Here is a 10,926-nt window from a genome sequence, read left to right on the forward strand (position 1 = left end):
GTCAAACTCGCTGCAACACGTATCTGGTTGAAGGTTTATGAGTCGGTGGCCTAGCGCAGGGCGCGGCCCTTGATGATCGCGTCCTTGCCGAACCTGGCCCTGATCCTGTCCGCTGCCCTTTCGGCCTCGGCCCGTTTGCCGGCGTCGGGGTCCAGCAGGTCGCCTTCGCGGTCGGCGTCGGTGTCGGACGTGATCTCGGACAGGCCCACACCCAGCAAACGGTAGGGCCCGCGATTGCCCACCTGATCGAACAGCCCCCGCGCGGTGCGATAGATCGTATCGGCGATCTGTGTCGGGTGATGCAGGCTTTGCCGTTTCGAGATCAGTCTGAAGTCATGCGTCTTCAGCTTCAACTGCACCACGCGCCCTGCCTTGTCCTTGGCCTTGGCCCTTGCGCTGACCTTTTCGGCCATGCGCCAGATATGCCCGTCAAGGATATCGGGATCGCTGGTATCCTCGTTGAAGGTGGTTTCGTTGGACAGGGTCTTGACCGGTGCATGCGACGAGATGCGCCGCCCGTCCTCGCCCCGCGCAAGGGAATAGAGCCTCTCTCCCATACCGCCGAACCGCTGGTGCAGGTCGCGCCTGTCCCAGCGCAGAAGATCGTCGAAGGTGCGGATGCCCGCCGCTTCGAGGCTTTGTTGCGCGGCCGGGCCGATCCCCCAGATCAGGCGGACGGACCTGGGACGCAGGAAGGCAGTGGTTTCAGCCTTGCCGATCACCGAGAACCCGCGCGGCTTGTCGAGGTCCGAGGCGACCTTGGCCAGAAACTTGTTGTGGCTCAGCCCGATCGATCCGGTCAGCCCCAATTCGTCCTTCATCCGTTTGACCAGCCGCGCCAGCATCACGGCGGGTGGCGCGTGGTGCAGGCGCGCGGTGCCGGTCAGGTCCATGAAAGCCTCGTCCAGTGACAGGGGTTCGACCACCGGCGTCAGGTCGTCCATCATCTGGCGGATCGCCTTCGAGGCTTCGACATAGGCATCAAAATTGGGGCGCACGACCACCGCCTCGGGGCAGAGCTTGAGCGCCTGAAACATCGGCATGGCGGACTTCACCCCCTTGATCCGCGCCACATAGCAGGCGGTCGAGACAACCCCGCGCCGCCCGCCGCCGATGATCACGGGTTTGTCCGCGATGGCCGGATTGTCGCGCTTTTCGACGCTGGCATAGAAAGCGTCGCAATCCATATGGGCGATGGACAAGTCGAAAAGCTCGGGGTGGCGGGTCACGCGCGGGCTGCGACACTTGGGGCAGCGGGTCTCGCTGTCGAAGGTCGTCAGGCAATCGCGGCACAGGGCGGGCATGGCCAGACAATAGAAGTGGGACCGCGACGGCACAATCGCGCGATTGCGCGCTAGGACATGTCATTTTCGGTTGCTTTGCGCGTAGGTTCCTCTATGGAGTTTCCCATAGGAAACACGCCGACCGGGAGAGAATGGTCTTTCGTCGCAAGGTCCATCGCCGAAGGAGCAACCGCCCCGGTCACTCTCAGGCAAAAGGACCGGTTGGGGTGCAAAACGCCGAAGAGTGGCCTTGAGCGGCCCGCCGAAGGAGCAAACCCTTGCCGGGTGAAACTCTCAGGCACAGCAGACGGTGGGGGCAGCGCGAAAGCGCACATGGTTGGAGATGTACCATGCCCTCGATTGCTGTTCTCGGTGCCGGTATCACCGGTGTCACCACTGCCTATTCCCTGTCCCAGCGCGGTTACGATGTGACCGTATTCGACCGTCAGCGTTATGCCGCGATGGAAACCAGCTTTGCCAATGGCGGCCAGCTTTCGGCCTCGAATGCCGAGGTCTGGAACCAGTGGTCGACGGTGATCAAGGGCATCAAATGGATGTTGCAAAGCGATGCGCCCTTGTCGGTGAACCCGCGCCCAAGCTGGCACAAGTTCAGCTGGATGGCGGAATTTCTGGCCAATATCCCCAACTACAGGGCGAATACAGTCGAAACAGCCCGTCTGGCCGTGACGGCTCGCGCCGGTCTGATGGACATGGCCGAACGATCCGGTGTCGATTTCGACTGGACGCCTGCGGGCATCCTGCATTTCTACAAGTCCCGGCGGGACTTCGATCATGCCCGCCGCGTGACCGGCCTTCTGGCGCAAGGCGGCCTGCACCGTCAGGAACTGACCGCCGCAGAAACGCTTGCCAAAGAGCCCGCCCTGCGGGGTGACGTGCTGGGCGGCTTCTGGACCGAAAGCGACAGCACCGGTGACATCCACAAATTCACCTTCGGTCTGGCCGCGTGGCTGAAAACCCAAGGCGTCCGCTTCGAGATGGGACATCCCGTCACCGACGTCCGCACTGACGCCGAGGGTGTGACCCTCCGCGCCCGTTCAGAGGGGCGTTTCGACGCGGTTGTCGTCTCGGCGGGGGTGGCATCGCGTCATTTCGCCAGAATGCTGGGCGACCGCGTGAACGTCTATCCGGTGAAGGGCTACTCGATTACCGTCAACCTGCATGATGCCGCCTCGCAGGCGGCGGCGCCGACCGTGTCGCTGCTGGACGACAAGGCCAAGATCGTCACCTCGCGCCTTGGCAAGGACCGGTTCCGCATCGCAGGCACCGCCGAGTTCAACGGCGAGAACCGCGATATCCGCGCCGACCGCGTCAAGCCGCTGGTCGACTGGTGCGAAACGCATTTCCCCGGTGTCAGCACCGAAAGCTGTGTGCCTTGGGCGGGTCTGCGGCCGATGATGCCGAACATGATGCCCCGTGTCGGGGCGGGTCGCGATGCGCGGGTGTTCTACAACACCGGCCATGGGCATCTGGGATGGACTTTGTCCGCCGCGACGGCCGATATCGTTGCAGGGACGATACAATCGCGCCTCGGGCATCAGAAAACGTATGGTCTGCCGCAGCATAAATTGAAAACGGTCTGAACGTTTCCTACGTTCCACGCAACCTGATCAATCGAAAGTGGAACTCTGATGGAGCAAGTCGTAACCGAGTTCATTGGACAGAACATCGTCTTCGTCTCGCTGGCAGTCTTTGTCGTCGTCGTCGTGTTCGCCGGTGTACGGATTGTCCCCCAGTCCGAAAAATACGTCGTGGAACGGCTGGGGCGGCTGCATTCCGTTCTTGGACCCGGGATCAACTTCATCGTGCCGTTTCTGGACAGTGTCCGGCACAAGGTCTCGGTCCTCGAACGTCAGTTGCCCGCCAACCAGCAGGATGCGATCACCTCGGACAACGTGCTTGTGCAGGTCGAAACTTCGGTTTTCTACCGGATCATCGAGCCTGAAAAGACGGTCTACCGGATCCGGGACGTAGACGGGGCGATCTCGACCACTGTCGCCGGTATCGTCCGGTCCGAAATCGGCCGGATGGAACTGGATCAGGTGCAGGCCAACCGCTCGACCCTGATTGCCGCCGTGCGCGAACAGGTCGCCCAGCAGGTCGACGACTGGGGGATCGAGGTGACCCGTGCGGAAATCCTCGACGTCAATCTCGATCAGGCGACCCGTCAGGCGATGCTGCAACAGTTGAACGCCGAACGCGCCCGCCGTGCACAGGTGACCGAGGCCGAGGGCAAGAAACGCGCGGTCGAATTGCAGGCCGACGCCGATCTCTATGCCGCCGAACAGGAAGCCAAGGCGCGCCGCGTGCTTGCCGACGCCGAGGCCTATGCCACACAGGTGGTCGCGGTCGCCATCGCCGAAAACGGTCTGGAGGCGGCGCAGTATCAGGTCGCGCTGAAGCAGGTCGAGGCCCTGACCAAACTGGGTGACGGCACCGGCAGCCAGACCGTGGTTCTGCCCGCCAATGCGGTGGATGCCTTTGCCGATGCCTTCAAGATGCTCAGGGGGCGTGGCGCATGATCTTGTGGATGCAATGGTGGGCGTGGATGACGCTGGCGCTGCTGCTGGCCACGCTCGAGGTGATCATCCCCGGCTACCTGTTCCTTGGCTTTGCGGTGGGGGCGGGGGTCATGGGCCTTTTGATGCTTTTCGGCCTCAGCGCTTCCGGACTGGCCCTGACGCTGGTGGTCTTCGCCGTCATTTCGCTGGCGGCGGTGCTTGTGATGCGGCGCGTCTTCGCCCTGCCGAAAGGGCAGGTCAAGACCTGGGACACCGATATCAACGACAACTAAGCCCGGCGGTTCGGAGAGATCGCCTGGGGTGAGGCAAGCTCTGCCTGTATCTCGAGCGCGGCCTTGCGCGGATCGGCGGCTTTCCAGATCGGGCGGCCGACAACGACGTGATCCGCGCCCGCTGCAATTGCCTGCGCAGGGGTCATCACCCGCTTCTGGTCACCGAGATCGGCCCCGGCAGGCCGCACACCGGGGGTGACGATCAGCTTGCCGGAAGCCTCGGGCAGGGCGCGGACCATCGCGGCCTCTTGCGGTGAACAGATCACGCCATCCGCCCCGCTCGACAGGGCGATCCCCGCGCGTTCCTGCACCAGATCGGCAACATCGCCCGCCTTGATGCAAGAGGCATCCAGATCGGCGCGGTCAAGCGATGTCAGGATCGTCACGGCGAGGATCTTCATATCCGACCCCCCCGCGCCCTCGCGCGCGGCGCGCACCACGTGGGGGTCACCATGCACGGTCAGGAAATCCAGATCGAACTGCGCCACCCCGCGCACCGCCGCCTCGACCGTTGCGCCGATGTCGAAGAACTTCATGTCAAGGAAGATGCGTTTGCCGTGTTCCTGCTTCAGTTCATTGGCCAGCGCCAGCCCGCCACCTGTCAGCATCCCCAGCCCGATCTTGTAGAAACCGACGCTGTCGCCAAGTGCCTTAGCCAGATCCAGCCCCTCAAGGACGTTCGGCACATCCATCGCGACTATCAGGCGGTCATCGGGCATGGGGTGCTCCTGTCTTGTGGTTTGCGGCGGTCTAGCGAAGAGGTGCGTTTCAGACAAGGCACAAGTCTTGCGGAAGGCCCGCAGCGACCCCATTTATCAGCCGAGGCCCACCACGCCATGTGCCGCCAAGCGGGCATGCATCAATCGGGCGCTTGACAAAGGAGAGACCCATGAACTTGGACAAGTTCACCGAGCGGTCGCGCGGCTTTATTCAGGCCGCCCAGACGATCGCAATGCGGGAAAGCCACCAGCGGCTGGCCCCTGAACACCTGCTGAAAGCACTGATGGACGATGAAGAAGGGTTGGCGTCCAACCTGATCACCCGCGCGGGCGGGAATGTCCAGGCCGTGCGGATGAACGTCGATGCGACGCTGACCAAGCTGCCCAAGGTCAGCGGCGATGCGGCACAGGTCTATCTCGACAATACGATGGCCAAGGTCATCGCCGAGGCCGAAGGCATCGCCAAAAAGGCCGGTGACAGCTTTGTGCCCGTCGAACGCCTGCTGACGGCGCTGGCGCTGGTCAAATCCAGGGCCAAGGATGCGCTTGATGCCGGTGGCGTGACGCCGCAGACGCTGAATGCCGCCATCAACGATATCCGCAAGGGCCGCACTGCCGACAGTGCCACCGCCGAGGACAGCTTTGAAGCCTTGTCAAAATACGCCCGCGACCTGACCGAGGCCGCCGAGTTAGGCAAGATCGACCCGATCATCGGCCGTGACGAGGAAATCCGCCGTGCCATGCAGGTCTTGTCCCGCCGCACCAAGAACAACCCCGTTCTGATCGGGGAACCCGGTGTCGGCAAGACCGCGATTGCCGAAGGTCTGGCGCTGCGCATCGTCGATGGCGACGTGCCAGAGTCCTTGCGCAACAAGCGGCTGATGGCGCTCGACATGGGTGCCCTGATCGCCGGTGCGAAATATCGCGGTGAATTCGAGGAACGCCTGAAGGCGGTCCTGAAGGAAATCGAGGCCGCGGCGGGCGAAATCATCCTGTTCATCGACGAAATGCACACGCTGGTCGGTGCCGGCAAGTCGGATGGTGCGATGGATGCCGCCAACCTGATCAAGCCCGCATTGGCCCGGGGCGAGCTGCATTGTATCGGTGCGACGACCTTGGACGAATACCGCAAGTATGTCGAAAAGGACGCAGCCCTTGCCCGCCGGTTCCAGCCCTTGATGGTCGAGGAACCGACCGTGACCGATACCGTCAGCATCCTGCGCGGGATCAAGGAAAAATACGAGTTGCATCACGGCGTCCGTATTTCCGACTCGGCCCTTGTGGCTGCGGCGACGCTGTCGCACCGCTACATCACCGACCGTTTTCTGCCCGACAAGGCCATCGACCTTGTGGACGAGGCCGCAAGCCGTCTGCGCATGGAAGTGGACAGCAAGCCCGAGGAACTCGACGCGCTCGACCGCCAGATCCTGCAATTGCAGATCGAGGCCGAGGCGCTGAAGAAAGAGGACGACAAGGCCTCGAAGGACCGTCTGGCCAAGCTGGAAAAGGAACTGGCCGACCTGCAGGATCGCGGATCGGAAATGACCGCGAAATGGCAGGCCGAACGCGACAAGCTGGAAGGCACCCGTGTGGTGAAGGAAAAGCTGGACCGCGCCCGCGCCGATCTGGATATCGCCAAGCGTGAAGGCAATCTCGCGAAAGCGGGCGAGCTGTCCTATGGCGTGATCCCCCAGCTTGAACGCCAACTGGCCGAGGCTGAAGGCACCGACGATCTGATGGTCGAAGAGGCCGTGCGCCCCGAACAGATCGCCGAAGTGGTCGAGCGTTGGACCGGTATCCCGACCTCGAAGATGCTGGAAGGCGAACGGGATAAGCTGCTGAAGATGGAAGAGCAGTTGGGCAAGCGCGTCATCGGCCAAAAGGCCGCGATGCGGGCCGTATCCAACGCCGTGCGCCGGGCCCGTGCGGGTCTCAATGACGAGAACCGCCCGCTGGGGTCGTTCCTCTTTTTGGGGCCGACAGGTGTCGGCAAGACCGAGCTGACCAAGGCCGTGGCGGAATATCTCTTTGATGATGACAGCGCGATGGTCCGCATCGACATGTCCGAATTCATGGAGAAACACGCCGTCGCCCGACTGATCGGCGCGCCTCCGGGCTATGTCGGCTATGACGAAGGCGGTGTCCTGACCGAGGCCGTGCGGCGGCGTCCCTATCAGGTCGTCCTGTTCGACGAGGTCGAAAAGGCGCATCCCGATGTGTTCAACGTCCTGTTGCAGGTTCTCGATGACGGTGTGCTGACTGACGGTCAGGGCCGCACCGTGGACTTCAAGCAGACGCTGATCATCCTGACGTCGAACCTTGGGGCGCAATCGCTCAGCCAACTGCCTGACGGCGCTGACCCTTCGCAAGCCAAGCGCGATGTGATGGACGCGGTGCGTGCGCACTTCCGGCCCGAGTTCCTGAACCGTCTGGACGAAACGATCATCTTCGACCGTCTGGCGCGTGAGGATATGGCAGGGATCGTCACGATCCAACTTGCGCGGCTGGAAAGGCGTCTGGCGGGACGGAACATCCACCTCGATCTGGATGACGCCGCGCTCAGGTGGCTGGCGGACGAGGGCTATGACCCGGTCTTCGGGGCCCGTCCGCTCAAGCGGGTGATCCAGCGTGCGTTGCAGGATCAACTGGCCGAGATGATCCTCGCCGGTGATGTGATGGACGGCGACAGGATCAAGGTCAGCGCCGGGGCCGACGGGTTGATCGTCGGCGACCGCGTGTCGACCAGCAACCGGCAGCCACCTGAATCGGTGGTTGTCCACTAATTGGGCACCACAGGAAAAGGGGCGTCATCGGGCGCCCCTTTTTCGTTTCGAGGCTTGTAGGTCAGCCATTCTGTCCTATAAGCAAGGTCATGGCAGAACCCCGCGCAGAGACCGGACACACATGGCTTGATGACCTTCAGGGGATTTCTCTGGGGGTCTTTCTGGCGGGCATCGGTGTGCATCTGCTGACAACCGTCGGCCTGATCACAGGCCAGACAGCGGGCGTCGCGGTCATCGCATCCTATCTGACGGGATATTCCTTTGGGCTGATGTTCTTTCTCATCAACCTGCCGTTCTACGCGCTTGCTTGGCGCAGGTTGGGGGTGGAATTCACGTTGAAGTCACTTGCATCCGTGACCGCCCTGTCCGTGATGACCGAGGTCATCCCCGAGGGTATGGTCTTTTCCTATCTCGATCCGGCGCTGGGTGCCGTGACTTTTGGTGCCCTGACCGGCATCGCGCTGCTGGCGCTGTTCCGGCACAACGGATCGCTTGGCGGTCTTGGCGTCGTCGCTTTGCTGATCCAGGACACAACGGGTTTCCGCGCGGGCTGGGTGCAGCTGATCTTCGATGGCGTGGTCTTCAGCGTGGCTTTCCTGCTCTTCCCAGCTTGGGTGGTGCTTTACTCGCTTCTCGGCGCGGTGGTGCTGAACCTGATCATCGCCATCAACCACCGGCGCGACCGCTATATCGCCACATGAAAAAGCCCCGACCGGATGGTCGGGGCTTCGGTTTGAACCGTCAGTAGGTCTTAGCCTTCTGGTGGCAGGATCACAGCGTCGATGACGTGGATCACACCGTTGGTGGCTTCGATGTCGGCCGTGACGACATTCGCGCCATTCACGGTCACACCGCCCATTGTGCCGATGGTGATGTCAGCACCGTTCACGGTCGGGGCCATCATGCCATCCGACAGGTCGGTCGACATCACTTTGCCTGCGACCACGTGGTAGGTCAGGATCGCGGCCAGTGCCTCGGGGTCGGCCAGCAGGGCCTCTACCGTGCCTTCGGGCAGTGCGGCGAAGGCCTCATCCGTTGGTGCGAAGACGGTGAACGGGCCTTCACCCTTCAGCGTATCGACCAGACCTGCGGCCTCTACTGCGGCGACAAGCGTTGTAAAGCTGCCCGCATCGACGGCGGTGTCGACGATGTCCTTTGCGTGGCCACCGGCGAAGGCCGAAGTGCCCAGGGTCGCGGCGACGGTCGTGGCGAGAAACGTTCTACGAAGCATCAAGTATCTCCTAAGTTTTCATCAATGCCTTTGGCGGCATGTTGTTTTCTACGGAGCAGACAGAGACTGGATGACAGGGGAAAAATCATCCACCGGACTTGACGTGATCGCGAAAATTCCTAAGCCGCGCCGCGATTGAACTTCCAGTCACTCTTGTGTGAGTGATCGTGAAGAAATCGGCCACTTCGAGACACATTTCACGCGCTGTCAGGAACGTGACACACCTTTCAGACAATTCCCCCTATATGATGGTCAAAGACAAGAAACGGAGACACCCGATGGCATACCGCTGGAAGAACGATCTGACGATGGCCGATGTGACGCCCAAGGCCGCTTATCTGAACCGCCGTCAAATTCTGGCCGGCACGATGGGCTTGGGCGCGATCGGTCTGGCGGGCAGCGCGCGGGCGCAGGGGCTGGAACCGAACACGCTGGAAGAAATCACCAGCTACAACAACTTCTACGAATTCGGCACCGGCAAGAACGATCCGGCCCAGAACGCGCACAAGCTGGTGACCGCGCCATGGTCGATCAAGCTCGACGGCATGGTCGACCGGCCGGGTGATTATGCGCTGGATGATCTGCTGGCGGGCCTCAGCGTCGAGGATCGCCTCTACCGCTTCCGCTGCGTCGAGGCCTGGTCGATGGTGATCCCGTGGAACGGCATCGAACTGGCCGATATCCTGAACAAGGTCGGCGTCCAGTCGGGTGCGCGCTACGTGGCTTTCGAAACCGTGGTCCAGCCCGAGAACATGATCGGCGTGCAGCGCCGCGTTCTCGACTTTCCCTATGTCGAAGGCCTGCGCCTTGATGAGGCGATGCACCCCCTGACGATCATGGCGACCGGGATCTATGACGAACCGATCTACAATCAGAACGGCGCGCCGATCCGGCTGGTCGTGCCTTGGAAGTATGGCTTCAAATCGATCAAGTCGATCGTCCGGATCACCCTGACGGACCGCGAACCGCCGACCAGCTGGAACAAGGCCAATGCGCGCGAATACGGCTTCTATAGTAACGTGAACCCCAACGTCGATCACCCGCGCTGGTCTCAGGCGACCGAGCGCCGGGTCGGTGGCGGCCTTTTCGCCGCGCGGCAGGATACACTGATGTTCAACGGCTACCCCGAAGTGGCGAGCCTCTATGAGGGCATGGATCTGACCGAGTTCTACTGATGGATGTCGCAGGCAAACTGAATGGCGGTCTGCGCAAGGTCCCGGCATGGCTGATCTACGTCGCCGGTGCCGCCTATGCGGTCTGGGAATTCTGGCGCGCCCTGAACCAGCTTGGCCCCTATCTGGTCGAGCCGATCAATGTGCTGGAACGGTCCTATGGCGAAATCGCGCTGAAACTGCTTGTGCTGGGGCTGCTGGTGACGCCCTTGCGCAAATGGACCGGTCTCAACCTGATCAAGTTCCGGCGCGCCATCGGGGTGACGGCCTTTTTCTTCGTGCTGGCGCATTTTCTGGTTTTCGCGATCCTCGATGTGCAGTCCCTCGAACGTGTCTGGACCGAGATCGTCAAGCGGCCCTACGTGACGGTCGGCATGTTGTCCTTTGTTCTGTTGATTCCGTTGGCGATCACCTCGAACAACCTCTCTGTCCGGCGTCTGGGGGCCGCGACCTGGCGCAAGCTGCACAAGCTGACCTATCCCGCCGCGATCTTCGCCGCGCTGCACTATCTGTGGCTGGTGAAGGGCTTCCAGCTCGAGCCGATCATCTATCTGTTGGTGATCCTCGGCCTGGTGGCGTTGCGTTACGTGGATTTGGGGCGGAAACGGCAGCCCGCATCGCCGCGTGAGTCGGTCCGGACAGGCTGATTCCGGGCGCCCAGGGGCGAATGTCCGATCCCTGCTAGTGCCTCGCGCCATGGGCCCCCCCATATGTGGTGGCACCGTTTCCAAACCGCCTAAGAAAATTGCGCAAGCGGGTCCTTCAGCCACCCTGAAATTTCCCCAACCCCCTCAAAATACATGGAAAATCGTCCTGACCAGAAAAATTGCACTTTTGTAAAAAAAAGGGGTTGCGGGTTTCATGCACTGGACGTAGAACCCCCTTCACTGGCGGCGCTGAGGTGCTGTTGGGACGCTAGACGGGCT

The 10,926-nt window shown here is 62.0% G+C and carries 10 protein-coding genes and 1 riboswitch; of the genes, 7 read left to right on the plus strand and 3 right to left on the minus strand.

The window, feature by feature from the left end; all coding sequences use genetic code 11:
* Positions 1-50: 50 nt before the first annotated feature.
* Positions 51-1,304: a DNA polymerase IV gene (locus V7N12_RS12060; RefSeq protein WP_333714837.1), complete on the minus strand. Its 1,254-nt coding sequence runs from the start codon at positions 1,302-1,304 to the stop codon at positions 51-53.
* Positions 1,305-1,416: 112 nt separating this feature from the next.
* A riboswitch (glycine riboswitch) is annotated at positions 1,417-1,514 on the plus strand.
* A 119-nt stretch (positions 1,515-1,633) separates the two neighbouring features.
* Here V7N12_RS12060 and V7N12_RS12065 point away from each other — a divergent pair.
* The 3 genes from V7N12_RS12065 to V7N12_RS12075 are packed head-to-tail and all read left to right on the plus strand — an operon-like array spanning position 1,634 to position 4,095.
* A complete protein-coding gene (locus V7N12_RS12065; protein ID WP_333714838.1) occupies positions 1,634-2,884 on the plus strand; it encodes a D-amino acid dehydrogenase in 1,251 nt (416 codons plus the stop codon).
* Positions 2,885-2,932: 48 nt separating this feature from the next.
* Positions 2,933-3,823, plus strand: a complete 891-nt coding sequence (locus V7N12_RS12070) for an SPFH domain-containing protein (protein ID WP_333714840.1) — start codon at positions 2,933-2,935, stop codon at positions 3,821-3,823.
* The gene (locus V7N12_RS12075; protein ID WP_333714841.1) at positions 3,820-4,095 is read left to right on the plus strand and encodes an NfeD family protein; all 276 of its coding nucleotides are present in this window, start codon (positions 3,820-3,822) and stop codon (positions 4,093-4,095) included. Before V7N12_RS12070 ends, V7N12_RS12075 begins: the two co-directional genes overlap by 4 nt.
* Here the strand turns inward: V7N12_RS12075 and pyrF are convergent.
* Positions 4,092-4,814: an orotidine-5'-phosphate decarboxylase gene (pyrF, locus tag V7N12_RS12080; RefSeq protein ID WP_333714842.1), complete on the minus strand. Its 723-nt coding sequence runs from the start codon at positions 4,812-4,814 to the stop codon at positions 4,092-4,094. The two genes, V7N12_RS12075 and pyrF, sit on opposite strands and share 4 nt — an antisense overlap.
* A 170-nt stretch (positions 4,815-4,984) precedes the next feature.
* Between pyrF and clpB the strand changes: the two genes are divergently transcribed.
* On the plus strand, positions 4,985-7,597 hold the full coding sequence (gene clpB, locus V7N12_RS12085; RefSeq protein WP_333714843.1) for an ATP-dependent chaperone ClpB: 2,613 nt from the start codon (positions 4,985-4,987) through the stop codon (positions 7,595-7,597).
* Between the two features lie 89 nt (positions 7,598-7,686).
* Positions 7,687-8,298 carry a YitT family protein gene (locus tag V7N12_RS12090; protein ID WP_333714844.1) on the plus strand — a complete coding sequence of 204 codons (612 nt, stop codon included), beginning with the start codon at positions 7,687-7,689 and terminating at the stop codon, positions 8,296-8,298.
* 50 nt (positions 8,299-8,348) lie between these two features.
* Here the strand turns inward: V7N12_RS12090 and V7N12_RS12095 are convergent, their stop codons facing one another.
* Positions 8,349-8,828, minus strand: a complete 480-nt coding sequence (locus tag V7N12_RS12095) for a fasciclin domain-containing protein (RefSeq protein WP_333714845.1) — start codon at positions 8,826-8,828, stop codon at positions 8,349-8,351.
* Between the two features lie 278 nt (positions 8,829-9,106).
* Here V7N12_RS12095 and msrP point away from each other — a divergent pair, with 278 nt between their 5' ends.
* Both msrP and msrQ read left to right on the plus strand, forming a co-directional pair.
* The gene (msrP, locus tag V7N12_RS12100) at positions 9,107-10,003 is read left to right on the plus strand and encodes a protein-methionine-sulfoxide reductase catalytic subunit MsrP (protein ID WP_333714847.1); all 897 of its coding nucleotides are present in this window, start codon (positions 9,107-9,109) and stop codon (positions 10,001-10,003) included.
* Positions 10,003-10,647, plus strand: a complete 645-nt coding sequence (gene msrQ / locus V7N12_RS12105) for a protein-methionine-sulfoxide reductase heme-binding subunit MsrQ (RefSeq protein WP_333714848.1) — start codon at positions 10,003-10,005, stop codon at positions 10,645-10,647. The genes msrP and msrQ overlap by 1 nt, the downstream gene beginning before the upstream one ends.
* Positions 10,648-10,926 lie beyond the last annotated feature (279 nt).

Source organism: Yoonia sp., from assembly GCF_036770585.1.
Taxonomy (GTDB): domain Bacteria; phylum Pseudomonadota; class Alphaproteobacteria; order Rhodobacterales; family Rhodobacteraceae; genus Yoonia.

Bases quoted from the DNA above. Each gene is read 5' to 3' on its own strand.
- V7N12_RS12060 (WP_333714837.1), bottom strand. From the start codon at position 1,304: ATGCCCGCCCTGTGCCGCGATTGCCTGACGACCTTCGACAGCGAGACC.
- V7N12_RS12065 (WP_333714838.1), top strand. From the start codon at position 1,634: ATGCCCTCGATTGCTGTTCTCGGTGCCGGTATCACCGGTGTCACCACT.
- V7N12_RS12070 (WP_333714840.1), top strand. From the start codon at position 2,933: ATGGAGCAAGTCGTAACCGAGTTCATTGGACAGAACATCGTCTTCGTC.
- V7N12_RS12075 (WP_333714841.1), top strand. From the start codon at position 3,820: ATGATCTTGTGGATGCAATGGTGGGCGTGGATGACGCTGGCGCTGCTG.
- pyrF (WP_333714842.1), bottom strand. From the start codon at position 4,814: ATGCCCGATGACCGCCTGATAGTCGCGATGGATGTGCCGAACGTCCTT.
- clpB (WP_333714843.1), top strand. From the start codon at position 4,985: ATGAACTTGGACAAGTTCACCGAGCGGTCGCGCGGCTTTATTCAGGCC.
- V7N12_RS12090 (WP_333714844.1), top strand. From the start codon at position 7,687: ATGGCAGAACCCCGCGCAGAGACCGGACACACATGGCTTGATGACCTT.
- V7N12_RS12095 (WP_333714845.1), bottom strand. From the start codon at position 8,828: ATGCTTCGTAGAACGTTTCTCGCCACGACCGTCGCCGCGACCCTGGGC.
- msrP (WP_333714847.1), top strand. From the start codon at position 9,107: ATGGCATACCGCTGGAAGAACGATCTGACGATGGCCGATGTGACGCCC.
- msrQ (WP_333714848.1), top strand. From the start codon at position 10,003: ATGGATGTCGCAGGCAAACTGAATGGCGGTCTGCGCAAGGTCCCGGCA.